We start from the raw sequence: 25927 nt of genomic DNA on the forward strand, positions 1-25927 counted from the left end.
CGGGCGCGGGCGGGTGGGGCAGGGGCAGGGAAGCGAGGGTGAGGATCAGGCGCGCGGCGCGTGCGCCTCGAGGAACTGGTACACCTCGGTCTGGTCGACGCCGGGGAACGTGCCCGTCGGGAGCGCCGCGAGCAGCGAGGTGGGCGTGCGGGCGGCCGGCCACGAGGCATCCGCCCACTTCTCGGCCATCGCGCCCGGCGGCCGGCGGCAGCACGACTCGTCGGGGCAGCGCGAGACCGCGCGATGCGGCGTCTCGCGTCCGCGGAACCACTTCACGTGCTCGAACGGCACGCCCACCGACACCGAGTACTCGCCCTCCTTGGCCTTCTCGATGCGCGAGGTGCACCAGAACGTGCCAGACGGGGTGTCGGTGTACTGATACCAGGGGCTGAACCGGTCTTCGACGTCGAACACCGTGCGGGCCGTCCAGCTGCGGCACATCGTCGTGCCCTCGATCGCACCCAGCGCGTCGGACGGGAACCGCACTCTGTCGTTCTCGTACGCCTTGATGATCGTGCCCGACTCGTGAACCTTGGTGAAGTGCACGGGGATGTCGATGCGCGCGGTCGCGAGATTCGTGAACCGGTGCGCGGCCGTCTCGTACGAGACGGCGAAGGCGTCACGGAGCTCCTCCATCGAGATGCGGCGCAGGTTCTTCGCCTCGCTGAGAAAGCGCACCGCCGCCTGCTCGGGTAGCAGGATGGCCGCGGTGAGGTAGTTCGTCTCGATGCGCTGGCGCAGAAATTCGCCGTAGTTTCCCGGCTCCTCGTGCCCGAGCAGGTGCGAGGCGAGGGCCTGCAGGATGGGCGAGCGGGAGTCACGCGACGGCGACTGCTGCGTCGGCAGGTAGACGCGGCCGTTGTGCTTGTCGGTCACGGAGCGGGTCGAATGCGGCAGGTCGCCGACGTAGTGCAGCGAGTAGCCGAGATGGCTGGCCATGTCGGCCACGAGCTGGTGCGACACCGGCCCGCCCGCGTGCCCGACCGCGTCGAGGAGCTCGGCGGCCTTCTGCTCGAGCTCGGGGTAGAAGTTGTCGCGGGCGCGCATCTCGGCGCGCAGTTCGGCGTTCGCGCGCCGCGCCTCCTCTGGCGTTGCGGCGCGCTCGCGGTGCAGCCGGTCGATCTCGTGGTGCAGCGCGAGGATCGTCTCGAGGGTCTGGTCGCTGAACCCCTTGCCGACGCGGAACTGGGGGAGGCCGAGTGCGGCGAACACCGGCCCGCGCTGGGCTCGCTCGACGGCGATCTCGAGCGCCGCGCGCTCCGATGGGGCATCCGTTCGAAGCAGTTCGTCGACGGATGTCCCGAGCGCGAGCGCGATCGTGCGCAGCATCGACAGCCGGGGCTCGCGCTTGCCGTTCTCGATGGCCGAGACCTGCGACGGCGCCCGGTCGACCGCGTTCGCGAGCGCGCCGAGCGTCATGCCACGCGCGGTGCGCCGGTCGCGGATGCGGCGCCCGAGGGTGAGCGCGTCGACCTCGTCGCGCTCGTCGGCGGGCTCGATGGCGGCGGCTGCGAGAGCCGTGCGGGCGGTGCGATCGGCGGTGACCATGCATCGATGGTCACATGGGAGGGCGGTTGCCGCAAACAGAAGAACCGTGAAAGTTCTGCGCCGATCGCCGAAGAGCACGGGAAGCTGCTCATCCGCCGTATCCCTCGGCCGAGAGCTTGTATCCGTATCTCATTCGTCTGCCCTCCCGCTGTCGGACGCTACGCCGGCGGCCGAGCGAGCGGAAGCTGGTTGACGTCTCGGCGGGTGATCGGGACAATGCGAATGGCCGGTGAGGAGCAACCCCCACCGGCCATCCGCCGACCGCTCTCAGGCAGTCGTTTCCGTCACGCGCATTCGAGCTTCGCGTTCCCCCAGTCGGCGTGGTCGTCGCCCGCGTCGTCCGCATTGCGGTCGACGACGAGCTCGACGTGCTCGACGCCCGTGACATCGACGTCGAGCTCGACACCCGGGTCGTTCCACCCGATCACCCCGGTGCGGGTGAGCTCGACGCCGTCGCCCCGCACGATGAAGATCACGTCGCCGTTCTGCTTCGTATCGTGCGAGTCGTCCAGACCGACGGTCGCGGTGAAGGCCGAGCACGCTCCGCCGAGCAGCACCTTCACGCTCGAGTCGGCGTGCGTGCCGAGGCCCTTCGCGAACACCGTGCCGCCGACAGTGAGCGGGAACCCGTCGCCGGCCGCGTCCTCGCCGTTCGACTGGTCGCGCTCGACCGGCCCCCACCCGTTCGTCGACGAGACGAAGGGCAGGTCGCTCACGAACGCCGTGCCGGTGGGCACGACCGGGCCGCCGGGCTCGGTCGGCTCGTCGGAACAGGCGAACTTCGCGTCGGCCCAGTCGGCGTGGTCGTTGCCGTTGCCATCGGGCGTGGTGCCGGCGACGAGCTCGACGTACTGCGCGCCACTGATGTCGGCGTTGATCGGCACGGTCGCCGACGTCGCACCGAGCACCGGCGTGGTCACGACCGTGCGGCCGTCGGCGATCACGCTGAACTGCACCGAGCCGCGCGTCTTCTGCACGTCGTCGATGCCGACCTGCGCGGTGAACGCCGTGCAGTAGCCGCCGACGTAGTAGCGTACGGTGCTCGGTGCGTGGGCGCCGAGCCCCTTCTCGTAGACGATGCCGTTCAGGGTCAGCGCCGGACCGTCGCCCTCACCCTGCTCGCCGTTGGCACGGTCGCGCTCGACCGGCCCCCAGCCGTTCGTCGCGCTCACCCACGGGTGGTCGCTCGCGAACACGTCGGCCTGCGGCGGCGCGGGCAGGGTGCGCACCTCGACCTCGGTCGAGATGCTGCGCTCGCCGAACGGCTCGGTCGTGGTCGTGTACGTGGCGTTCGGGGTGAACGCGTACGCGCCGTCGGCGCTCGCCGGGGCGACCACGCTCCAGTGCGTCACGAGCGAGGCGCCCGGCGCGAGGGTGGCCGCGGTCGCGGCATCCGTCGGCTCGGCCGTCCAGCCCTCGGGCACGTCGAGCGTGACCGCGACATCCGCGATGTCGGCCGGCTCGTCGGAGGTGAGGGTCGTGACGAACTCTGCCGGCACGCCCTGCTGGACGACGTCGGGTGTGAGGTCGCCGCTCAGCTGGGCGCACGCGGGCACGGCATCCGAGACGCCGAGGTCTTTGACGAGCAGGTCGTCGAGGATCACGTCGGCCCCGCCGCCCGAACCGGTGCGCTGCAGGCCCACGAACGTGTCGCCGCAGAAGCTCGCGTCGACGATCTGCTCGAAGCGCGTGGTCTCGGTGGCTTCGCCGATCGTCTGCGACTGGGTCACCACCGGACCGGTCGCGCCGTCATAGCCCGAGACCCAGGCGTACTCCCCCGCCTTCGAACTCTGGTGGTCGAACGAGACCTTGTACCGGTGGCCCGGCTCGAAGGGGATCGTGTACTCCGAGGTGCGGTACACGAGGCTGAGCGAACCGCGGTTCTCCTCGTGCGCCATGAGCGACCAGTCGCCGTTCAGCACCATGTCGATCGCCCGGTCGTTCCAGCCCTTCTGGGTGAACGGCTCGTTGCGCTCCGAGATGTGCGTGCGCGGGTCGGTCGATCCGCCGGCGTCGCCCTTGATGAACGGGCCCCAGCCCTGGTCGACGTCTTCGAAGTCCTCGGCGTAGATCGCGCCCTCGGGCAGGTCGGCACGGCTGGTCTCGATGACGCGCACGTCATCGATGCGAACGGATGCCTCACCGGCCTCGGCGCCGATGGTGAGCGTCGGCTTCGCGCCACCCTTCGGCACGTCGATCAGCACGCGCAGGCGCTGCATGTTGGTGCCGTGCATCTCATCGGCCGCGACGTAGTTGGTCGCGCCCGACGAGTCGATCGTCACGGCCTGCGAACCGCCCTTCGGCAGCTCGACCGAGAGGGTGGTCGGCCTGGTCTGGCCGGGCTCCACCTCGACCCACGCGCTCACCGAGTAGGTGCCCGGCTTCAGCTTGCCGAGCTTCTGGCTGATCGACGACGCGTCGGTGCCGAGGGTCGCGGAACGACGGCCGAGGTCGTCGCGTGCGGCGGTCGCGCCGCCCGTGGGGTTCCACGCGTCGAGGTTTCCCGCGCTGAATCCGGGGTCGACCACGCCGGTTCCGTCGCCGAACTGCGTCTTCTTCGGCAGGTCGCTGCCCGAGGTGGGCTTCGTGCCGGCCGCGAGCACGTACGCCTGAGCGGCATCCGCTTCGATCGTGACCTGGCCGTCGACCACCGGGACAACCGCCACCTTCTCGCGACCGGTGTCGGTGAGCTTGAACAGCTGCAGCGAGCGCTCGCCCGAGAACTCGTCGGTGAGGGTCCACGTCGAGGCGCCGCCCGCGGGGTTGTAGTGGTAGAGCTTGTCGACCTTCGGGTTGTCGCCCTTCTGGCCGTCCTTCGACGCCCACGGCAGCAGGTACGTGTCGCCCTGCAGCACGCTGACACCGTCGACGGTGACGTTGCGCTCGGCCGCGGTCGCGCCCGTGACGCTGACCCCGCCGGTGAAGTCGATCTGCTCGGGCGTCCAGCGCATGATCTCTTCATGCTGCAGGAACTTCGCAGGCAGGTTCGAGACCCACACGTTCTGCAGGAACGCGGTGAAGTCGTTCTGGTTCGTCCAGCCCTCGAACTCCACGAGGTGCGGCGCGCCGAGCTTGGGGTCGGGGTTCCACACGTCGGCCTGCGTGTTGTTCACGAACCGGAGGATCTGCGAGTTGACGCCCTTGTTGTTTGATCCGCCGTACTTCTCGTCGTTCGCCCAGTGCGACCACGTGTTGTTCTCGCTGAGCTTGTCGGCCCACTCGGAGCCCACGCGGAAGCCGTGGTCGGTGAGCGAGTCCTGGATCTTCTGCGCGAGCCAGCCGTACTGGTAGTACACGTCGACGTAGGCGAAGTCGAGGTTGTCGTGGGTCGCGTCGGCGAGCTCGCCGATGCGCTCGTCGAGCGTGCCCGACACGATGTCCTCGCGCTGGTCCATGTAATAGGACTGGTCGAGCCAGTTCCAGCCCTTCGAGTTCTCGTTCGCGAGCCCGTCGGAGAAGGACTTCGCCTCGGGGTAGATCTCGGTCGCGTTGATGTGCACGCCGAACGAGGCGTTCCACTTCTCGCCCTGCTTCGCGAGCGTGTTCAGGTCGTCGAGACCACCCGCACGCTCGTTGAAGTTGTCGCCGTAGTCGGTGTTCGCCGAATCGTGGCCCTCGCTAGTGTAGCCCTTCAGCATCGCGACCTGGCCCAGGCCGTCGGTCGCGAGCGCGACGCGCTTCACGTCGTCGAGGGTGCGCAGGAACGGATGCGTCGCCTGCGAGGCGAAGTTGAACGGGATGTGCGTGACGACGTTGTCGGGCGTCTGGTCGCCCTTGAACGGGGCGACGCGGATGTCGCGCATCGCGATCGCGCCGTCCTGCCAGTCGACCGTGCCGTCGTCGTTCGCGTCGGGCGTGATGGCGACCTTCGCCCACGGCAGCTCTTCGGTCGTGGTCGAGCGGTCGGCGCGGTACAGCCACGGCCCGCTCGAGACGCCGATCTCGACGCCGCCGGCGCCGTCGCTGACGGCCTGGCGGAAGAAGTTGCCCGCGTCATCGTTCGCCGCGCCGCTCGACGTGTCGTAGAGCGCGTTCGTCGCGAACGCCGCGGCGAGCTGCGACGTGTTCGCGATGATCGCGTTCGATCCCTGGGGCGCCGCGTCGAGCGGGGTCTGCGCGGTCACCGGGATGAACGCGTCACCCGAGACGTTGCGGTTCACCGACAGGTTCGCCACGGCGACGGATGCCCCGGCCTCGGCCGACGACACGGTCACGAGGTTCTGCCCCGGGATCTGCAGGGTCTTGACGACCGCCCCGGGGTCAGTGACCTTCGTCACGGCGAACGTGACGACGTTGCCCTTCACGCTGAGCCGCGCCTCGATCACGACGCCGGCGAGGTTCGCGGGCGTGAGCGTGTAGTCGACGCGCTTCGTGTCGTGCTGCGTCGAGGTCACGGTGACGGGCTCGGCCGTGCCGTTGACGAGGAGGCTCGAGAGGATGTCGGGGTTGCCCGAGAGCGAGGCATCCGATTCGCGATCGGTGTAGCCGATGACCTGCGGGAACGCGTTCGACACCGCGACGTCGAGGTCGCCCGAACGGAGCAGGAACTGCCCGTCGGGCACGGTGACGCCCGATGTCGCTGCGGCAGCCGCGTCGGACTCCCCGGCCGAAGCGGGCGCAGCGGAGAGCGGGATCAGGGCGCCGGCCGCGAGCACGCCCGCGAGGCCGATCTTTCCGAATCGGTCGATGAAACTTCGTAAAGGCATCCTGGCTCCAAGTGCTTTGCCCCGCGGGACGTCGGTGTTCCGTCGGCGTTCCGATCGGATGATGCCCGCCGAATGTTAGCGGTATCAACGACGATGATGACGGATGCCTCGGCCAGATGCAAGCGCTTCTGGGCAGCTTGATTCGAAGAGTTGCAGGCTGATGGTTATCGGTATCAACCGGGGGCCCGGCGCGAACGGCGATCTCGGCTCAGGAGCGCGGTGCCGCTTGGGCTGCCGGAGCCGTGCTGGCGCGCACGACGAGATTCGGCACGACGTCGGTCGAACTCGGTGCGGCGTCGGGGTCTTCGATGCGACGCACGAGGTGCTCGACCGCCAATCCGCCGATGGTTCCGAACGGCTGCGCCACCGTCGTCAGGGCAGGGCTGCAGTACGCCGCGAGCGCGATGTTGTCGACGCCGACCACCGAGATCTCCTCGGGCACGCGCCGGCCGAGCTCGTGAAGCGCGCGGATCGCGCCGAACGCCATCTCGTCGCTGGCGACGAACACCGCACTCGCCTCGAGGATGCGACCGAGCACGAGACCGGCCTGGTAGCCGCTCTCGGGTGACCAGTCACCGTGAAGGAGCGGAGGTGTGTCGCGGCCGGCCGCCTCGAGCGCGGTGCGCCAGCCGATGGTGCGGCCGATGGCATCGAGCCAGCCCTCGGGACCGGCGATGTGCCAGACCGTGTCATGGCCGAGTTCGAGCAGATGCTCCGCGGCCAGCCTGCCGACGGCGACCTGATCGATGGCGACGACCTCGGAGGAGACCGTTCGCGATCCGTCGATCGTCACGGTCGGGATGCGTCGTGCGATGGACTCGACCTGGTCTGTGGCGGTGGGCACCGGCACGGCGAGCACGATGCCGTCCACCGACTGGTTGTCGAGGCGCGACATCGCCTCGGCGATCGCCGCCGGATCGAGCGAGCTGCAGGTGGAGATCGTCACGGCATAGCCGGCACCGCGCGCGGCGGCTTCCACACCCTGGGTCAGCGCGGCGCTCGAGTAGTCGACGGTGGGGAGCATGACGACGCCGATCGTGCGGCTGCGTCCGGAGGAGAGGGCTCGTGCCGCGCTGTTCATCCGATAGCCGAGCGCATCGACCGACGCGAGCACTCGAGACCTTGTGGCATCCTGCACGTTCGGGTGTCCGCTCAGGACGCGCGACACCGTCTGTGCCGAGACGCCCGCGTGGGCCGCGACATCCGCCATGCTGGGAGAACGCGACGGTCCGCGGGAGCGGGCCTGGCTCTTCATGCTCATGCGTACTCCTCGGTCGGAACGGCCGGTCTGCCCAGCTAGATGATATCGCTCACTATGCACTGATCGCGGGGAGCGCCCGGACTTGGGCAGACCCACGAATGAGGGGGCGAACAACGTGCTTGGTATCGATAACAATCTGTGCCATGAACGGTCCAGCCCGTCGCGGCAACCCCGCTGAGTGGCGGCATCCCGTTCGACTGATTCACAACCGCCGACACCGTCGGAGCCGATCGCCGAGGACGGCGCGCTCACTGAGAAGAGCCTGGCCGCGGCGGAGACATACGTCGAGACCTTCGACTGACCTGGAATCCGCGTTTCCACGGATGCCGCGTTCACGCCGCCATTCGTAACGTCTCGGCATGTCCACCATCACCGCGCCACGTACCACCGTCTCCTTCACCCGCGCCGCCGGCAGGATCACCATCGCGGCTGCGGCTCTCGGCTTCATGGGGGCCGTCATCCTGGTGCTCGTCCCGCCCGCGGTGCCGCCTGCGGTCTTCAGCCACCCACTGGATGCCACGGGGCACGCGATCGCCCACATGTCGTTCGTCGTCAACCATGCAGGACTCGGCGTCGGGCTCGTCGCTCTGGCCTTGTCACCCGCGACTCGCATGGTTCCAGGCCGGATCGGCACCTGGATCGCCTTCGCCGGCATGGCGTTGCTCACCGCGTGCGAGCTGTGGGCCATCCCATTGGCGGATGCCGTGCACCCGTCGGCCGCGACGGCACCGCTCGATGCGGCCTACGGAATCGCGTCGATGGTGCTCGGTATCGGGCTGGTCATCGCCGGTATCGGCGTCGCTCGCACGCGCTTCTGGACCGAATGGCGGCGCTGGACCGGTGAGCGCGTCCAGCCACGCCTCGATGGCCGGCAGCCGCGCCGGGCGCCGGCCGCGACGTCGGGGCAGGAACGAGGTGGGCAGCCGCCGACGCACGAGGGCGTCGGTGATCGCGTCGAGCGCGCCGGTCGCGAGGGCGGCAGGGCTCTGCGAGGGGCTCGCCGCCCTGAGCGCGGGAGGCATGTCGGCGATGAGAGCGGATGCCGCGGCCGCGTCGGGACCCGTCAGTACGACGCGCCAGTGGGCGTTCGCGCCGTGCTCGTCACCCGCCAGCGTCGGCAACACACGTCCGCGGTCGACGAGTTCCTCGGCGTAGCGGAAGAGCTCGGCGAGGTGGCGCACCGAGGCAGCGGGACGTACGTCGGCGTCGCGCACCGGATCGTCGGAGGCTGCGTTGTCATCGTCGGTGGTTGCGCCGCTGGGATCGGCGAAGCGGGCGAGGGCGTCGCCGGCCCCTGCGAGGTCGAGGAGGGTTACCGGCACGGTCCACTCCAGCGCTGAGGGCGCCGATCCGTTGTGCTGTCTCGGCGAGATGCGGAAGAGCTCGGGCGAGTCGAGCGGGGATCGGCGCAGCGAGGGCAGCAACAGTGTGCTCGTCGACGCCGTCCCGCCCACCAGGGTCGAGAGGGTCCCCGCCGGCACGGCGAAGGGATGCGGGCGCGCTCTGCGCAGCGCCTGGCTCGGGCTGGTCACCGCGAGGTCGGAGTCCTCCGCCCACACACCAGCACCCTCTCCCGGCACCCAGAAGGCATGGAGAACGAGCACGCGGTGAGCCTCCTGGACGTCTTCGGGGTGCTCGCCAGCATACCTCCGTGCGGGTCGGTTTCCGCGGTGTGAAGATCCGGTGCCCGCTATCCTCGCGAGACAGTCAGCGGAACAACCTGCGCGAGTGCATCGAAGTCGGCGTCATTGTGGAGCACCGGTGCGCCGACGCGCAATGCGATCGCAGCGATGAGGCAGTCCACGAGCTTGCGGATCGTCACGCCCCGACGTCTGCCTGCGCGGTAGATGCGGGCCGCGTCATCCCAGTCCGTCGGCATCGTCGGCACGAGTTCGGCCCGAGCGAGAAGGCCACGCAGTTCCACGACATGCTCCTCTGAGCGCCCGCCCGCCAGCACTGCCATGATCACCGGGTCACAGGTCACCAGGCGTGCATCTTCACCGATGCGATTGCGAACGGCCACGTGTGTGACCGAGCCGGTCGCGCGCAGAAACTCGATCCACGCCGACGTATCGACGAGCACGCCTACGCCCGTGTCTCGCGGAGTTCGTCGAGGTCGAGATCCCAGCCGGAGCCCTCCAGCGCCAGCGCGCGAGCGACATCGAGCGGTTCAGAGGCCACCGCTCGCAGCGCATAGTTGACCGCTTCTCGCTTGGTCGTGAAGGAGAACCGCCGCATGACCGCCTCGACCGCGGATTCGTCGAGATCGATGTTGGTGCGTGCCATACACCAACGATACACCTCCTGCCGTCCAGAGGGCGTGAATTCTGTGTGCCAGAAGAACCTGGAAAGTTCACCCTCCGATTCGTCGGTCCGCCCCCTCCGACCGGGCGCAGAGTGGATGCCACAGACCCACGGACGGGCGCCGAAGCAGACGCCCGACGGCCACACCGAAGCATCCGCTCAACACCACTCGGAGGACACCATGAGCACCGCGAACCGCCCCGGCGACCAGACCCAGACCGCTGCCGAGCTGCAGCTCGAATGGGACGCCGACCCCCGCTGGGAGGGCGTCAAGCGCGATTACACCGCCGAAGACGTGATCGCCCTGCGCGGTCCGGTCCGCGAGGAGCGCACCCTTGCCGAGCGGGGCGCCGAGAAGCTCTGGGAGGACATCCAGCGCAACACCGGCACCGCGTTCGAGCGCATGGAGGACCCGGAGTGGTCGGCCGCGCTCGGCGCCCTCACCGGCAACCAGGCCGTGCAGCAGGTGCGCGCGGGCCTGAAGGCCATCTACCTCTCCGGCTGGCAGGTCGCGGCCGACGCCAACCTCAGCGGCCAGACCTACCCCGACCAGTCGCTCTACCCCGCCAACTCGGTTCCGGCCGTCGTGCGCCGCATCAACAACGCGCTGCTGCGGGCGGGCCAGATCGAGCAGGACCCTTCGGCAGGCTCAGGGACCGAACAGAAGGACTGGATGGCCCCCATCGTCGCCGACGCCGAAGCCGGCTTCGGCGGGCCGCTCAACGCCTACGAGCTCATGCACCAGATGATCGAGGCGGGCGCCGCCGGTGTGCACTGGGAGGACCAGCTCGCGAGCGAGAAGAAGTGCGGCCACATGGGCGGCAAGGTGCTCGTGCCGACGTCGCAGCACATCCGCACGATCAACGCGGCCCGTCTGGCGGCGGATGTCGCGGGGGTCCCCTCGATCATCATCGCCCGCACCGACGCGCTCGCCGCGACCCTGCTCACGAGCGACCACGACGAGCGCGACCGCCCGTTCGTGACGGGTGAGCGCACGGCCGAGGGCTTCTACGAGGTGCAGAACGGCATCGAGCCCGTGATCGCCCGCGGCCTCGCCTACGCCGAGTACGCCGACCTGCTCTGGGTCGAGTCGGCCGAGCCCGACCTCGACCTCGCGCGCCGCTTCGCCGAGGCCGTGCACGCGAAGTTCCCGGGCAAGCGCCTCTCGTACAACTGCTCGCCCTCGTTCAACTGGAAGCGCCACCTCGACGACGCCACGATCGCGAAGTTCCAGCGCGAGCTCGCGTCGATGGGCTACGCGTTCCAGTTCATCACCCTCGCGGGCTTCCACTCGCTGAACCACTCGATGTTCGAGCTCGCGAGCGGATACCGCGACCGCCAGATGTCCGCATACGTCGAGCTCCAGGAGGCGGAATTCGCCTCGGAGGCTTCCGGCTACACCGCCACGCGCCACCAGCGCGAGGTCGGCACCGGCTACTTCGACCAGATCGCCACCGCGCTGAACCCTCACAGCGCGACCCTCGCCCTCGTCGGATCGACCGAGGAAGACCAGTTCAACCACTGACCCACCCCCGCCCCCTCCCGGTTTGCATGACTGCGGCGAGTTTGCATGACGAGTTCCGACCAACGCGTCATGCAAACGGCCAAGAGTCATGCAAACGGGGAGGAGCGGGCCGATGACGCAAGGAGTCACGACCATGAACACGACACCCGCCATGACGATCGAGCGCGACCGAACGGATGCCGCGGCATCCGCCCCCCGCTTCGAGCCCGAGCCCGCCGGCAGCTTCCGCACGGTGCAGCCCCGCATCGAGGTCACCGCGCCGCTCGGCGAGCGGTACGACGAGATCCTCACGCCCGAGGCGCTGCGGTTCCTCGCGGAGCTGCACGATCGCTTCGCGCACACACGGCACGAGCTGCTCGCCGTGCGTCTGCAGACACGCGTCGACGCCGCCAACGGCCGTGACCCGAAGTTCCTGCCCGAGACGGAGTGGATCCGGCGCGACTCCTTGTGGCGCGTCGCCATGGCCGCACCCGGCCTCGAGGACCGACGCGTCGAGATCACCGGCCCCACCGACCGCAAGATGGCGATCAACGCGTTGAACTCGGGCGCGAAGGTGTGGCTCGCCGACCAGGAGGATGCCACGAGCCCCACGTGGGCGAACGTGATCGAGGGCCAGCTGACGTTGCGGGACTTCCTGCGCGGCAACCTCGACTACACGAGCCCCGAGGGCAAGGAGTACCGCGTCACCGCAGCCGAGACCCCGACCATTGTGATGCGGCCACGCGGCTGGCACCTCGTCGAGAAGCACCTGAGGTTCCACGACCGGGCGGGGCGCGCGATGCACGCGTCGGGCTCGCTCGTCGACTTCGGGCTGTACTTCTTCCACAACGCGAAGGCCCTCATCGCTGCCGGCCGTGGCCCGTACTTCTACCTGCCGAAGCTCGAGTCGCACCGCGAGGCGAAGCTCTGGAACGACATCTTCGTCTACGCACAGCAGGCGCTCGGCATCCCGCAGGGCACTGTGCGCGCGACCGTGCTGATCGAGACGATTCAGGCCGCATTCCAGATGGACGAGATCCTCTACGAGCTGCGCGACCACTGCTCCGGCCTGAACGCCGGCCGTTGGGACTACATCTTCTCGATCGTGAAGACGTTCCGCTCGCGCGGCCGCCGCTGGGTGATGCCCGACCGCAAGTCGATCACCATGACCGTGCCGTTCATGCGGGCGTACACGGAGCTCCTCGTGCAGACATGCCACAGGCGCGGAGCGCATGCCATCGGCGGCATGAGCGCGTTCATCCCGAACCGCCGCGACCCCGAGGTCACCGAGCGCGCGCTCGCCGCCGTGGCCGCAGACAAGCGTCGCGAGGCATCCGACGGCTTCGACGGCACCTGGGTGGCGCACCCCGACCTCATCCCCACCGCGCGCGCCGAGTTCGACGCCGTGCTCGGCGACCGGCCGAACCAGGTCGACCGGCTGCGCGACGATGTCGAGGTGACGGCGGCGCAGCTGCTCGACATCCCGTCGGTGGGCGGTCAGGTCACCGAGGCCGGCGTGCACGACAACATCTCGATCGCGATCCGCTACCTCGAGTCGTGGCTGCGCGGCACGGGCGCCGCGGCCATCGACAACCTGATGGAGGATGCCGCGACCGCCGAGATCTCGCGCTCCCAGATCTGGCAGTGGCTGCACGACAACACCGTCACCGCCGAAGGCACCCGCATCGACCAGACCTCGATCGTGCGCCTGATGGCGGCCTCGGTGGCCGAGCTGCCGCGGTTCGAGGGCGACCGCTTCGACGACGCGATCTCGGTGTTCCGCACCGTGGCGCTCGAGCCCGAGTTCCCGACGTTCCTCACCGTGGGGGCATACGCGCGATTCCTCTGAGCGAGCCACCTGGTTTCTGCGAACCCGAACCCGAACCCGAACCCTCGATTGCACGACGATGGGCTGTACGCATGACGACTTCCACGAGATGCGTCATGCGAACAGCCCGAAGTCATGCAATCGAGGGGTGGATGCCGCGGGCACAGCCTGCGGCATCCGCTCTCGCGCGCCCAGAGCTCAGCGCAGCGGCACGCCGACGTCGGTGCCGCCCTCGGGCGTGAGCCTCGGGTTCATTTTCACGAGCGAGGGTGTCGGCACGAAGCCGCCGGCGAACAGCGCCTCGCCCTGCCGGAACCACGGCGAACGCTCGATCAGCGCGGCGGGCGCGTAGCCGAAGTAGGTGCCGAGCTCGCCGAGGTCGACGGGCGAGCTCATCTTCATGAGCGCGAGGTTGTCGCACTGGCTGATGATCCCGGGATGCACCTTCGACGGCCGCTGCGTCGACAGCAGCATCCAGAGCCCGAACTTGCGTCCCTCCGCGGCGATCTGCAGGAGCCGCTCGCGCACGGCCACGGCCAGCGCCGAGTCGAGGTTCGGCGAGGCGAGGTTGTGCGCCTCGTCGATGACGAGGAGCACGGGCCGGCGCTCCTCACGGCGCTCCCACAGGTCGTCGAGCAGGGCGAGGGCGACCACGAGCTGCTGCTCGGGCGTCGAGAATCCGCCGAGGTCGAGCACCGTGGCATCCGGACGCTCGCCGACGACGTCGGTGACCGCGGTCGCCTCGCCGGCCCAGACCTCCCACTCGAGCACGGCGAGGTTCTCGATGCGCTGGGCGAGCGGGTGACCCGGCTCGGTCGCACGGTTGCGGAGCATGGGGAGGAGATCTTCGAGCTCGCCCTGGCGCAGCACATCCTGCAGGTGCACGAGCGCGTTGTACTCGGCCCGGTCGGCCACGGGGTCGAGTCGCAGGATCGCCGCCTTCGACGGCAACGGCAGGTCGAGGAAGCGCGCACGCAGCTCACTCCCGGGCCGGCCGTGCGGTCTGAGCACCCGGATGTCGCGCCCCGCGAGCGCCTCGGCGGTCGGGCCCTTCGCATCGGCGTTGAGCTCGCCGAGCCGCACGAAGTCGGAGTTCGGGTCGAAGATCACGATGGGCAGCGCCGTGTGCGCGACGAGCTGCTCGAGCACCACGCCCAGCGCGTAGGTCTTGCCCGAGCCGCTCTGCCCGCACCAGAACGTGTGCCGGTTGAACCGTTTCGGCAGCAGGCGCGCGGGGCCCCCGGGCGGCGTGAGGTTGACGCCCACCTCGAGCTCTGCGCCGGTCGTCGCGTGGAGCTGCTCGACCGTGGCCTCGTCGACCGGGTCGAGCGCCCCCGACTCGAAGGCGTGGCTCGCGCGCGTGTCGATGCCGTCGGCGGCGAGCTCGCCGATGAGCCGCCCGCGAAGTCGCACCGGCGAGGTCTCGGAACGTTCCTCGACCAGTCCCAGCTGCCGGCGTTCGTCGGCGGTGACGATGACGAGCGATCCGGCGACGAAGGCGCTGCCCGAGGCATCCGCGACGACGAACGAACGGCCGTCGTCGGAGCGCGCGGTGACCGGGGCTGAGGTGGTATCCATGGGCCGATCATGCCACCGCCGGCGGGCGCGCGCTCTGGAAGAATCGGTGATCGTGTCAGAGATCACGATCACGATCCGACCGGCCAGATCGTCGGATGCCGCGGCGCTGGCCGATCTCGCGGCCGAGACCTTCCCGCTCGCGTGCCCTCCGTCGACCACCGCTGCGGCGATCGAATCCTTCATCGCCGAGCACTTCACGCCCCAGCGGTTCGCGGAGTACCTCGACGACGCGAATCGCACGCTGCTCGTCGCGGAGGAACCCGGCGGCCGGCTCGCCGGGTACGCCATGCTCGTCGCGGGCGAACCGGGCGAACCGGGCGAAGCGGGCGAACCGGGCGAACCGGGCGAACCGGGCGAACCGGGCGATGCGGATGCCACGGCCGCCGTCGCCGGGCGGCCCGCGATCGAGCTCAGCAAGTTCTACACGCGGGCGGCGGCGCACGGCACGGGCGTCGCGGCGCCGCTCATGACGGCGACCCTCCAGGCCGCGGCGGCGGCGGGTGCGGCGTCGGCGTGGCTCGGCGTGAACGAGCAGAACGGGCGGGCGATCCGCTTCTACGAGAGGCACGGCTTCGCCAAGGTCGGGCGCAAGCACTTCACGCTCGGCGACCGCATCGAGCACGACTGGGTGCTGGAGCATCCGCTCGTCTGAATGCGGTCGAGGCTCCGCGCAACCCCCTGCCCTGATGCCGCCCGCGTCGCTACGCTTGGTCCGCGTACCGGCCCGGCCACGTCGGCGGCCTCATTCCGGGGAGTGGCATGAAGATCAGCTTCTACAAGCAGTGGCGGAACATCCTGACGTCGTTGTGGCTCATCCCGGTCGTGTGCGTCCTGGTCGGGATCGTGATCTCGTTCTCGACGATCGCGATCGACCGGGCGAGCGACTACAAGCTGGTGTCCCCGAACCTCATCGGAGACCCCGAGGCGGCACTCGAGATCCTCACCACGGTGGCCACCTCGATGGTCAACCTCACCGTGCTGGTGCTGACGATCGTCCTGGTCGTGGTGCAACTGGCCATGGGTCAGTTCTCTCCCCGCATCGTGCAGCGCCTGCTGCGCGACCGGCCGAGCCAGTTCGCCATCGGCCTGTTCGTCGCGACGTTCGTGCACACGCTTCTCACCATCCGTGAGGTCAAGCTTCCCAGCCCTGGTGAGCCGGGACAGGTGCCGGGCGTCGCGATACTCACGACGTTCGTGCTCTCCCTGATCAGCATCGCCGTGCTCGTGGTCTACATCCACCACATCGGCCAGGCGCTCCGGGTGTCGGCGCTCGTCGAGATCGCGGGCGACAACACCCGCAAGCTCATCAACAAGGTCTACCCCGACGAGGAGCCCGTGCCCGACATCGCCGACCCGAGCATCGTCACGTCCGAGATCTCCGGGGTCGTCACCCAGATCGGGTACGAACGGCTCGTCGAGACCGCTCGGCAGGCGGGTTGCACCCTGGTGCTCGTGCCCGCCCTCGGGGAGTTCGTCCCGGCCGGGGGCCGGTTGTTCCGCATCGAGGGCGACCCAGCGCGTCTCGACCTCGAGCAGGTGCACGCGGGCATCATCCTCCGCTTCGAGCGCACGCTGGAACAGGACGTCGCCTACGGCATGCGGCTGCTCGTCGACATGGCCGACCGGGCCCTCGCGGACGCGCCATGGCAGGATCCGACGACGTCCGTGCAGGCCATCGACCGGCTGCACGACTGCCTGCGGGAACTGGTTCTGCGGAACTTCCCCGACGGCCGTCACTACGACGAGAACGGCGACCTGCGCCTCATCGAGCAGGTGATGACCTGGGACGACTACGTTCGCCTGGCCTTCACCGAGATCCGGCTCGCCGGCGCCGGCTCACCGCAGGTGGCACGTCGCATCCACGCCGCCCTGAACGACCTGCTCACCGTCGCACCCGAGGATCGGCGCCCCGCGCTGGAGGTCCAACGCGACCTCCTCCTCGCTGCCGTCGAGCGCGCGTACCACGACGACCATGACATCGAAGTCGCCTCGGGCATCGACGGAAGCGGGATCGGTGCGTCCGGCAGCGAGCCCGCGAAGCCGTAACTGTTCGCCGTGCGCCGCTGTGCTGCACGGGGGCTGTGCTGCACAGTGAACGACGCGGACGGGCGGATGCCGCGGGAGACGGTGGATGCGGATGAGACGGCTGTTCGGGGTTCTGCGATTGCTCGCGGCGGCGGCGGCGATCGCGCTCCTCATCGGCGCGTGGTTCGCGTTCACTCGGCAGGCCGACCCCGACCGGGTCAACCTGGTGCGCGCCTGCGTCGTGTCGTACATGGCCACGACGTTCGTCGTCTACAACCTGCTGCTGCGCGACATCTCCCTCGACCAGGCCACGACGGTGCCGTGGTCGAACGAGATCCTGCACGTGTGGGCGCCGCTCTTCGTCGTGCTCGACTGGGTGCTCGCCCCCGGACGTCGCCACGTGCCGTGGGCGCGGCTCTGGACCATCGCGATCTTCCCGATCGCGTGGGCGGCGTACTCGATGGTCCGCGGCGCGGTCGTCGGGTGGTATCCCTACCCGTTCCTGAACCCGGCGCAGGAGGCGGGCTACCGGGGCGTCGCGCTCTACGTCATCGCGATCGCGGCGTTCATCCTGCTCGTCGGCGCCGGCATCATCGCGCTGAGCCGCACGCCGTGGCCGCACGAGCCCGCCGAGGTCGACGAGAGGGAGCGGGCCCTCGCGGCCTGAGCGATCTCAGCCGTTCGGCCGCGGTCGGCCGTGCAGCCCCGGTCAGCGACAGGGCTCGTTCCCGCGCAGCCAGCGGCCGACGCGCTCGCGCAGGGCGGCCGTCTGGGCGGCCGGCCCGTCGTCGCGGCCCGGCACGAGTTCCATGGGGGCGCCGAGTCCGCCGGCCCATCGCTCGGCCACCGGCACCGGGTGCACCGGGTCGCGCAAGGCGCCGACCACGAGCGAGCGGATGCCGCGTGCCGCGAGCTCCCCGAGCTGCGCGTCGGTTTCGAACGCGCGGTTGCGCGGGATCTCGACGAGCCGCATCGCCCGCCTCGCGGCATCCGGAGCCTGGAACTGGGCGAGGAGGGCACGGCCGCCGGCCGGTGACTCCGCTGCGATGCGCCGGTAGAGCGCCCGCTCCGCGAACTCGGCGACGCCGGCGGGCCCGGCGTCGACGAGGACCTGCCCGATCACCGGGAACGGCCGGAGGTGCTCGGGCAGCGACCGGTCGTCGAATGAGGGCCGCACGAAGACGGCGCGCGCGACCGGCAGGCGGCCGGCGAGCGCGATACGCAACGCGATCGCCGCGCCCATCGAGATGCCGATGATCGTCACCGGCTCCGATGTCGCGAGCACGCCTCGGCCGGCCTCCGCGATGACGACGGGCACCTGCGTGCACACCTCGGCGGCGAGCCGGTCGAGCTCGAAGTCGGCCGGTTCGCCGACGGCGAGGAACCCGCCGTGGGCGCGCACGTCTGGAGCGACGATGAGCTCGTCGGGGTCCGACACGTCTTCGACGACGGATTCGAAGAGGCCGAGGGGCTGGCGCCGGTCGGCGCCGAGCCCGTGCAGCAGCACGGTCGTCACGCGAGCGGACCCGGTCGGTAGAACGCCCTCGGCGACGGCTCCTCCGCCGAGGCACCGCTCGGCCGCAAGGCCGCCAGCAGCTCGTCGGCGAGTCGCACGAGAATCGCGATCTGGTCGTCGTCGCGGTTGACCCAGCGGCATCGGGGCTCGTCGGCGACCGGCCGGAAGTCGTCGTGCTGCTCCCACACCACGAGCGTGCGCTCGGCGCCGAGCACGTACTGCTGCCACCACACCTGGCGCAGGTAGCCGCGCGGGATGCCGCGCCACGGGCGCGAGGTCGTCTTGATCTCGCAGAGCTCGGGAGTGCCGTCGGCGGTGACGCGCAGGCCGTCGGGGGTTGCCAGATGACGGCGATCGGATGCCGCGTGGTAGAGCAGCGTCGACGGCTCGATGCCGTGCGTGCGAACCACCCACTCGGCGATCACGGGCTCGCGTGTGCGGCCGTGGTCGGTGAACCGGCTCCCCCCGAATCCGCGGGTGCCGTGCAGCTTCTCCCACGCCGCCGAGCGCACAGCGGCGCGGGATGAGAGCTTCGCGGCATCCGTCGCCGTGATCCCGCGGGAACGCTCGCGGATCCAGGCCACCCGGTCGTTCGAGTCCGCCACGATGCGGGCCTCGTGCGGATACCGTCTCGGCGTCGTCGTGACATGGACCGCCGTGGCAGCACCCTCGAGGTCGAAGAGGGCGAAGGGCGTATCGGGCACGGTTCGAGGGTACTCCCGGGCGCCGTCGCCGACGTGCTGACGAAGCCACTTCGACGACGTGTGTGCCCGCCGATCTGCGATCGAATATCACGATCAGGTAACGGTTCTCCCATTCTCATCCCATCGTGGGGGAGTGTCGAGGAAGTGCCCCCAAAACGGGGGTCGCGATTGTGCTCGAAGAGGAGAGATATCGTGCGAAGAAAAGCGTTGGCCTTGACCGGGCTGATTGCAGTGGCCGTTCTGATCCCGGCGACATCGGCCGTCGCCGCCATCGACGAAGTCAACACCAAGAGGCTGCGCGATGCGGTCACGGTGAACAGCATCCTGAAACACGAGCGCGTGTTCCAGCGGATCGCCAACAACAACGGCGGCACCCGAGCTTCCGGAACTCCCGGATTCGACGCCTCGGCCGCCTATGTCACCGACCAGCTCACGCGGGCCGGGTACGACGTGACGCAGCAGGAGTTCGAGTTCCCGTACTACGAGGAGACGGGGCCGTCGACGCTCAGCCAGGTGTCCCCGAATCCGGCGGACTACGAATCGGCGACCATGGAGTACTCCGGCAGCGGTGAGGTCACGGGCGAGCTCGTGCCGACCACCAACATCGTCATCCCCGCCACGCCGACGCCCAGTTCGACATCCGGATGCCTCCCGACCGACTTCGTGCCCGCGCCCGCCGAGCCGGCCGTGGCGCTCATCCAGCGCGGCGGCTGCACGTTCGAACAGAAGGTCGCCAACGCTGTGGCGGCAGGCTACGACGCAGCGGTCATCTTCAACGAGGGCAACCCGGGTCGCACCGAGCTGCTCTCGGGCGTGACGCTCGGCGGACCCGTCGACGTGCCCGTCGTCGGCATCAGCTATGCCGACGGTGTCGCCCTGTACGAGGCGACCCAGGCGGGGCCGGTGGTCGTCTCGATCGCGACCTCGACGGTCTCCGAGACGCGCACGACCGTCAACGTGCTCGCCGACTCCAAGAAGGGCGATCCGAACAAGGTCGTCGTCGTGGGGGCCCACCTCGACTCGGTGACCGCCGGGCCCGGGATCAATGACAACGGCAGCGGGTCGAGCGTCATCCTCGAAACGGCGATCCAGATGTCGAAGCTCGGCATCAAGCCGCGGCAGCAGCTGCGCTTCGCGTTCTGGGGCGCCGAGGAGAACGGCTTACTCGGGTCGACGTACTACGTCGACAACCTGAGCGACGACGGGTTGTCGACGATCTACGCGAACCTCAACTTCGACATGCTCGGGTCGACCAACTACGTGCGCTTCGTCTATGACGGCGACGGCTCGGCAGACCCCGAGGGTGAGGCCGGTCCTCCCGGATCGGCTCAGATCGAGTCGATCTTCACGGAATACTTCGCCGGACAGGGTCTCGCGAGCGACCCGACCGCGTTCGACGGACGATCCGACTACGGTCCCTTCATCGCCGCGGGCATTCCGGCCGGTGGTCTGTTCAGCGGCGCCGAGGGTCTGAAGACCGAGGAGCAGGCAGCCGTGTACGGCGGAACGGCAGGGGCTCCGTACGACCCCTGCTACCACCAGGCGTGCGACACGGTGAACAACCTGTCGACCGCCGCGCTCTTCGAGCTCGGTGACGCGGCGGCGCACTCCATCATGACGCTGGCGCGCACGCGTTCGGGCTTCTTCGAGGACGGCAGCCGCATGATGCGGAGTGCCGAAATCTCGGTGGAGGACTTCGAGTACTGGGGCAGCCACCTGGTCCGCTGAGCGGATCCGACGGGCCTGACGGCCCGGAGGCACTGACGGCCCGGACGGCGATGCGCCGTCCGGGCCGTTCCCGTGCCCGGGCGGCGATGGGCGCCGTCCGGGCCGTTCCCGTTGCTCGGTCGCGGGCGCCGCCGTCTGGCCAAGGCCGATGCCGCGTCACACTTGCGCGCGCGGAACGATGCCGCCCCTACCTGCACGCCCGTGCGGCTTACGCGGTCGGACGTGCTTCCGCAGGGCGATGTCGCGCGTCGAGCACCACGGGATTCAGTATCTCGGCGCGAGTTTTCGAGCGCATGCGTCTCGGCGTCTGTTCCGGATCAATGGTCGGCGGCGGAATGAGCCAGTACTCGGCACCGTCGCGCCGGATCTCCCACCCCTGGTTGTGATACCTCAGATGATCTCGTCTGCAGAGGAGGATGCCGTCGGCGAGATCGGTGCGCCCGCCGTCGCGAAGCCAGTGATCGATGTGGTGGGCCTCGGTCCACGAGGGCGGTCGATCGCAGCCGGGATCCATGCAGCCGCCGTCGCGCACCGCAAGGGCGATCTTCTGTGCCTTCGAGAAGAGCCGCTTCTCGCGTCCGAGATCAAGACACCGGCCCTCGTCGTCGAATCGCAGCGGGACGTGGCCTTCGCAGAGCGCTCGGTCGATCACCGTCAGCGGGACGGCGCCGTGGTGTCCTTCGAGAGCACCGAAGCCCATGCCGGTGCGAACGGCGTGGTCGTTGACGACCAGGCGTACGCCGGGTCGTACGTCATCGAGAATGCGGTCGGGGTCGACAGAAGCACCCGCACGCACGAGATGAACGAGACCTTCGGCGGCCTCACGTTGGCGTGTGGCCGGATCAGGAGCGAATCGCTCGTCGCGCACGGGACGATCACCGAATGCGCGCGGGCGTCGTGCGCTGCCGACTCGGCGCGGGTGCGCGAGCTGGTCGAAGACGCTCTTCATGAGCATGCCGTTCTCGGGTTCGAGTTCGAACTCGCCTCGAACCATGCCGTCGTCTTTCACCCAGAGCCGCCAGAACTGGCGTTGCCGCTGCACATCGTGGTGCTCGGCGACGCCCTCGAGATCGAGCCGGTCGCGAGCCGCTCGCGCCACGAACCGAGCTCGATCGGCATTCACCGATCGACATTCCTCGATGACGGCGGGGAGTGCGGCGGCGATCGCCTCGGGGGAGACGCGCCCGCTCGGTTCACCGAGGCCCGCGCGAATTGCCTGGACGGCGACGACGGACAGCACGCCCTGTTCGATGGCGTCGGCGAGGGCCGCATACCACGGCCGATCAACGGATGCGGATGCCTGTGCGCCGTCGTGATCATCGGAGCGCAGTACTGCCAGCTCATCGCTCGCCGTGGTCTCGGCGATCATCGTTCCGATCGCTGCGAGTGACCTGGCCTCGCGTTTCGATGTGCCGGTCGAGGCTTGGAGCATCGCCTCGGCACTCAGGTGCCCCTGCCGTTGCGCCAGCCCATGGCCGCCGCACTCCGGACGCGATCGATGCGCGATCTCGGCCGCGGAGAGCGCCGCCCAACGGGACAACTCGTGTTGCAGCGACGCGATTGCGTGCTGCAGGTCGACCACCTCGGCGTCGGCGAGTTGCCGGAACCGACCCGCCGTTGCATTCATGGCGGCGAGGCGCATCGTCATCTCGCTGATGAGCTCGGACGTTGTCGTCATGCTTCCAGTCTGGAGCGACCCACCGACATTCGAACAACACGCAAGATACCTCTCATCTGGGAGTTTCTCTGTGGAGAATCCACTTTGGACGCCGGCTGTGGAGGACAAGTCGTCGTCGCAGCCCTACTCGGGAATGCTCCAGAGGTACGCGGCACCATCCGGGTGGTACCCGGTGATCGCCCAGTCCACCGAGCGGCGGGGATGGCCCGAACGGGCCACGCCGACTGGCCGGAAGTCTCGATGCGCGCGGACGCCGTGCGGGCGTGGAATCGGGACGTCGGCGCCTTCCAGCCCGGCACGAACCAGGGGAGCAGCCATGTCCACCACCACCGCCACCGCGACCACCACCACCGACGTCGCAACCACGACCGACGCCGCCGAACGCCGAACCCGCGGCTCGATCGCGTTCGGCCGAGAACACGGCTTCTACCGCGTGCTGTTCGACGCCGGGCCTGTGGATGCCGCGACCTTCGCCCTGCTCGCAGGCGCAACCGAGCAGGCACAACCGAGCAGCACGCCCGCGCTTGGCTGGCCGAGCAGGTCGAAGCCGGCCTGCTTCGCACGGTGCGCGCGCCCGACGAGGCCCGCGAGGAGCTGCTGCTCCCCGGCGAATTCGTCCCGATCCTGCTCGGCGATGGAGATGGAGGGAACGGCGAACTGTCGGGCGCCCGAGCGCTCCTCGACGAGCACCGCGACGATCTCCCGAACGTGCTCGAAGGGCCTGCGGACGGAGTAGTCCGAGCATCCCTCGCCTTCTAGACTCGGCACGTGGATCTCGAGGACCACGTCGTCCGCTACGCGGAGCACGACGGGGCGTCCATCGCATGGTCGGCCGTCGGCCAGGGGCCGCCGCTCGTCGTCGGCGGCTGGTGGTCGAGCCACCTCGAGTTCGATTGGCGCAACGCGCGGTTCCGGAGATTCACGGAAGCGCTCGCTCACCATCGCACCGTCATCCGGTACGACCGGCCGGGCACGGGGGCGTCCGATCGAGATCACGCGCCCACGCGATCCCTGGAGGAAGAACTCGCCACTCTCGAGACACTCGTCGACAAGGCGGCGCTTGGCCGGATCTCGCTGTTCGGCGCCTCCTCGGGCGCTGGCGTGGCGTCGCTGTACGCGGCCCGCCATCCCGATCGCGTCGAGCGACTCGTGCTGTACGGCGCGTACGCACGCGGCGTCGACGTCGCACCGCCCGCCGCGCGCGAGGCCATGCTCTCCGTCATCGACCGGCACTGGGGTCTCGGGTCGCACGTGCTCGCCGACCTGTTCCTGCCCGACGCGACCGCCGACGAGAGAACCGAGTTCGTCGAGATCCAGCGGCACTCCGCCTCGCGCGAGGTCGCGTTCGCGTCGCTTCGGGCGGTGTACGACTCCGACTCCACCGGGCACCTCGGCGACGTGCTCGCACCGACGCTCGTGCTGCATCGGCGCGACGACCGGGCGATTCCGTTCGCACTCGGCAAGGATGTCGCCGGCCGCGTACGCAACGCCCGCTTCGTCGCGCTCGAAGGCCACGACCACTTCCCGTGGCGCGGCGACACCGACGCGGTCGTGCGCGAGACGCTCGCGTTCCTCGGCGCACCGGTCGAGGCCGCACCGGCGCAGCGTGCGGGCGGTACGGCCCACCTCACCGAACGCGAGCGCGAGGTGCTGCGACTCGTCGCACAGGGCCAGACCGATGCCCAGATCGCCGCGCACTTCGTGCTCTCCGCTCACACGGTTCACCGCCACATCGCGAACATCCGCACGAAGCTCGGCGTGCCGTCGCGCACGGCAGCGGCCGCGTGGGCACTGCGCAACGGGGTGATCTGAGAGCCTGCGGCATCGACCGGATGCCGCGGGGCGGTCGGTTGGCAGATTCCGCCCATCGACCAGCTCGATCTCGATCGAGACCAGACCGGATCCGATCCGAAGACTCACTCGGCTCCGAATCCCGGTCAGTCTTGTTGCCCGAACTTCGGAGGCTCGCCCGTGATACCCGTACCCGATGAATCCCGAATCCCGATCCGCCCCCGGCGATACAGCCGCTTCATTGCCGGCGTGCTCGCCGTGGCGGTCGCATGCGCTGTCGCCCCGGCCGTGCCCGCCGCTGCCGCGGACGACCGCGGATGGACGCGGCTGGCGCATCTCTCGCCCGACACGTCGGCCGTCGACATCCGGGTGACGGATGCCGGCGGGGCCCAGGTGCTTCGCCTGGATGATGTCGCCTACGGCGTCGTGTCGCCCTACGCAGCACTCCCGGCCGGACGCTACCGCGCCGTTCTCGTGCCGGCCGGGGAGCCCTCGTCGTCGGCGCCCGTGCTCGTCGCCGACCTTCGCATCGACTCGGGCGTCGCAGTCTCGGCCATCGTGCACGGCCTGAACTCCGACATCGAGGCGACCGTCATCACCGATGACCTCACACGGCCGCCGGCCGATCACGCCCGGATCCGTATCGTGCAGGCGTCTGCACGCGTTCCCGCCGTGGACGTCAGCACGAGCACGGGCGTCCAGGTCGCGTCGGCCCTCCACCGGGGCGAGGCGACGGCATACCTCGACGTTCCGCCGGGGCCGTGGACCCTGCACCTGACCGGCGGCGGCCAGGCCGCGTCGGTCGATGTCGTCGTCGCCGAAGCGACCGCGAGCACCCTGTTCGTCGTCGACACCGCCGACGGGGGTCTCGCGATGATCCCGGTGCTCGACAGCGCGGCGATCGCCGACGAGCCGACCGGCGGCCTCGGCACGGGCGGAGGCTGGCTCGCCGGTCGGACGGATCGGGCCCGGACGGATGGGCAGGTCGTCGAGCGTGCCGCACCACCCCGGCCCGCCCTGCTCCGGCTCAGGGTGCCGTGGTGACGAGACGCGGCCGCCACGTCACGCCGCGGCGGCTTCCGACGCGGGTCGCTGCCGTGGCGACCGGTGCCGTGATCGCGGCCGCCGTGCTGGTCGGAGCGATCATCTCGACGACGGCCGCCCCGCCCAGGAACACCATGACGAGCGACCCACCCGCGAACACGATGACCAGCGCCGTACCTGAAGACTCCGCCGGCGAGCTCGATCCGGGCGCCGTCGGCCGGCTGCAGGACCCCGAATCCGCACCTGCGCCGGCGACGGTGTCGGCGGATGCCATCCCGACCCGATTCGAGATCCCCGAGCTGGCCGTCAACACCGAACTGGAGGCACTCGCGACCGATCCGGCCGGTGAACTGCAGGCTCCCGTCGACTACGGACGCGCCGGCTGGTACGCCGCCGGTGTCGTTCCTGGCCGCGTCGGTCCGGCGATCATCGCCGGCCACGTCGACTCCGCGGTCGGTCCCGCCGTGTTCGCCCGGCTGGGCGAGCTCGACGTCGGCACCCGCGTGCTCGTCACCCTCTCGACCGGACAGGTGCTCGAGTTCGAGGTCTACGAGATCGGGCAGGCGGTCAAGACACGGTTCCCCTCCAGCGAGGTCTACGGCAGCGTGCCCACGGCCGAACTGCGCATCATCACGTGCGCCGGCCAGTTCGACGCCGCCGCCGGAGGCTACACCGACAACCTCATCCTCTACGCCGCGCTCGTCGGCTGATC

The 25927-nt window shown here is 69.6% G+C and carries 21 protein-coding genes; 9 read left to right on the plus strand and 12 right to left on the minus strand.

Annotated features, from left to right (window positions below; all coding sequences use genetic code 11):
* Positions 1-45: 45 nt before the first annotated feature.
* The 6 genes from ACFWN7_RS06130 to ACFWN7_RS06155 form a co-directional block, all read right to left on the minus strand.
* Complete coding sequence (locus ACFWN7_RS06130) at positions 46-1548, minus strand: helix-turn-helix domain-containing protein (RefSeq protein WP_376937859.1); 1503 nt, start codon at positions 1546-1548, stop codon at positions 46-48.
* 284 nt (positions 1549-1832) lie between these two features.
* Positions 1833-6254 (minus strand): endo-alpha-N-acetylgalactosaminidase family protein, encoded by a 4422-nt coding sequence (locus ACFWN7_RS06135; RefSeq protein WP_376937860.1) that lies wholly within the window; start codon positions 6252-6254, stop codon positions 1833-1835.
* 208 nt (positions 6255-6462) lie between these two features.
* Positions 6463-7515 (minus strand): LacI family DNA-binding transcriptional regulator, encoded by a 1053-nt coding sequence (locus ACFWN7_RS06140; protein WP_376937861.1) that lies wholly within the window; start codon positions 7513-7515, stop codon positions 6463-6465.
* 596 nt (positions 7516-8111) lie between these two features.
* Positions 8112-9119 (minus strand): hypothetical protein, encoded by a 1008-nt coding sequence (locus tag ACFWN7_RS06145; RefSeq protein WP_376937862.1) that lies wholly within the window; start codon positions 9117-9119, stop codon positions 8112-8114.
* 86 nt (positions 9120-9205) lie between these two features.
* Positions 9206-9598: a PIN domain nuclease gene (locus ACFWN7_RS06150; protein ID WP_376937863.1), complete on the minus strand. Its 393-nt coding sequence runs from the start codon at positions 9596-9598 to the stop codon at positions 9206-9208.
* A 2-nt stretch (positions 9599-9600) separates the two neighbouring features.
* A complete protein-coding gene (locus ACFWN7_RS06155) occupies positions 9601-9801 on the minus strand; it encodes a type II toxin-antitoxin system VapB family antitoxin (RefSeq protein WP_376937864.1) in 201 nt (66 codons plus the stop codon).
* A gap of 199 nt (positions 9802-10000) precedes the next feature.
* On the opposite strand from ACFWN7_RS06155, the gene aceA reads away from it, so the two are divergent.
* Together aceA and aceB are read left to right on the plus strand one after the other, a co-directional pair.
* Positions 10001-11344 carry an isocitrate lyase gene (aceA, locus tag ACFWN7_RS06160; protein WP_376937865.1) on the plus strand — a complete coding sequence of 448 codons (1344 nt, stop codon included), beginning with the start codon at positions 10001-10003 and terminating at the stop codon, positions 11342-11344.
* Positions 11345-11477: 133 nt separating this feature from the next.
* Positions 11478-13172 (plus strand): malate synthase A, encoded by a 1695-nt coding sequence (gene aceB / locus ACFWN7_RS06165; protein WP_376937866.1) that lies wholly within the window; start codon positions 11478-11480, stop codon positions 13170-13172.
* 177 nt (positions 13173-13349) lie between these two features.
* Here the strand turns inward: aceB and ACFWN7_RS06170 are convergent, their stop codons facing one another.
* Positions 13350-14729 carry an ATP-binding protein gene (locus ACFWN7_RS06170; RefSeq protein WP_376937867.1) on the minus strand — a complete coding sequence of 460 codons (1380 nt, stop codon included), beginning with the start codon at positions 14727-14729 and terminating at the stop codon, positions 13350-13352.
* 52 nt (positions 14730-14781) lie between these two features.
* On the opposite strand from ACFWN7_RS06170, the gene ACFWN7_RS06175 reads away from it, so the two are divergent.
* The 3 genes from ACFWN7_RS06175 to ACFWN7_RS06185 all read left to right on the plus strand — a co-directional run bounded on the left by ACFWN7_RS06175 (position 14782) and on the right by ACFWN7_RS06185 (position 17421).
* Entirely contained in the window at positions 14782-15381 is a 600-nt protein-coding gene (locus ACFWN7_RS06175) for a GNAT family N-acetyltransferase (RefSeq protein WP_376937868.1), read from the plus strand.
* Between the two features lie 107 nt (positions 15382-15488).
* A complete protein-coding gene (locus ACFWN7_RS06180; RefSeq protein WP_376937869.1) occupies positions 15489-16775 on the plus strand; it encodes a DUF2254 domain-containing protein in 1287 nt (428 codons plus the stop codon).
* Between the two features lie 91 nt (positions 16776-16866).
* Positions 16867-17421, plus strand: coding sequence for a Pr6Pr family membrane protein (locus tag ACFWN7_RS06185; protein ID WP_376937870.1), 555 nt, complete (start codon positions 16867-16869; stop codon positions 17419-17421).
* 42 nt (positions 17422-17463) lie between these two features.
* Here the strand turns inward: ACFWN7_RS06185 and ACFWN7_RS06190 are convergent, their stop codons facing one another.
* Both ACFWN7_RS06190 and ACFWN7_RS06195 read right to left on the minus strand, forming a co-directional pair.
* Entirely contained in the window at positions 17464-18270 is an 807-nt protein-coding gene (locus ACFWN7_RS06190; protein ID WP_376937871.1) for an alpha/beta fold hydrolase, read from the minus strand.
* Positions 18267-18974: a YqaJ viral recombinase family protein gene (locus tag ACFWN7_RS06195; RefSeq protein ID WP_376937872.1), complete on the minus strand. Its 708-nt coding sequence runs from the start codon at positions 18972-18974 to the stop codon at positions 18267-18269. Before ACFWN7_RS06195 ends, ACFWN7_RS06190 begins: the two co-directional genes overlap by 4 nt.
* A 231-nt stretch (positions 18975-19205) precedes the next feature.
* On the opposite strand from ACFWN7_RS06195, the gene ACFWN7_RS06200 reads away from it, so the two are divergent.
* A complete protein-coding gene (locus tag ACFWN7_RS06200) occupies positions 19206-20702 on the plus strand; it encodes a M28 family metallopeptidase (protein WP_376937873.1) in 1497 nt (498 codons plus the stop codon).
* Positions 20703-20910: 208 nt separating this feature from the next.
* On the opposite strand, the gene ACFWN7_RS06205 is transcribed toward ACFWN7_RS06200, so the two are convergent.
* The 3 genes from ACFWN7_RS06205 to ACFWN7_RS06215 all read right to left on the minus strand — a co-directional run bounded on the left by ACFWN7_RS06205 (position 20911) and on the right by ACFWN7_RS06215 (position 23166).
* Entirely contained in the window at positions 20911-22380 is a 1470-nt protein-coding gene (locus tag ACFWN7_RS06205) for a DUF222 domain-containing protein (RefSeq protein WP_376937874.1), read from the minus strand.
* A 123-nt stretch (positions 22381-22503) separates the two neighbouring features.
* Complete coding sequence (locus ACFWN7_RS06210; RefSeq protein ID WP_376937875.1) at positions 22504-22746, minus strand: hypothetical protein; 243 nt, start codon at positions 22744-22746, stop codon at positions 22504-22506.
* A gap of 60 nt (positions 22747-22806) precedes the next feature.
* Positions 22807-23166, minus strand: a complete 360-nt coding sequence (locus ACFWN7_RS06215; protein WP_376937876.1) for a hypothetical protein — start codon at positions 23164-23166, stop codon at positions 22807-22809.
* On the opposite strand from ACFWN7_RS06215, the gene ACFWN7_RS06220 reads away from it, so the two are divergent.
* From ACFWN7_RS06220 to ACFWN7_RS06230, 3 genes are all read left to right on the plus strand, one after another.
* Entirely contained in the window at positions 23149-24192 is a 1044-nt protein-coding gene (locus ACFWN7_RS06220) for an alpha/beta fold hydrolase (protein ID WP_376937877.1), read from the plus strand. The genes ACFWN7_RS06215 and ACFWN7_RS06220 overlap by 18 nt on opposite strands.
* A gap of 228 nt (positions 24193-24420) precedes the next feature.
* Positions 24421-25215 carry a DUF4397 domain-containing protein gene (locus tag ACFWN7_RS06225; RefSeq protein ID WP_376937878.1) on the plus strand — a complete coding sequence of 265 codons (795 nt, stop codon included), beginning with the start codon at positions 24421-24423 and terminating at the stop codon, positions 25213-25215.
* Positions 25212-25925 (plus strand): sortase domain-bontaining protein, encoded by a 714-nt coding sequence (locus ACFWN7_RS06230; RefSeq protein ID WP_376937879.1) that lies wholly within the window; start codon positions 25212-25214, stop codon positions 25923-25925. The genes ACFWN7_RS06225 and ACFWN7_RS06230 overlap by 4 nt, the downstream gene beginning before the upstream one ends.
* Positions 25926-25927 lie beyond the last annotated feature (2 nt).

The organism is Agromyces sp. NPDC058484, from assembly GCF_042720415.1.
Classification (GTDB): domain Bacteria; phylum Actinomycetota; class Actinomycetes; order Actinomycetales; family Microbacteriaceae; genus Agromyces.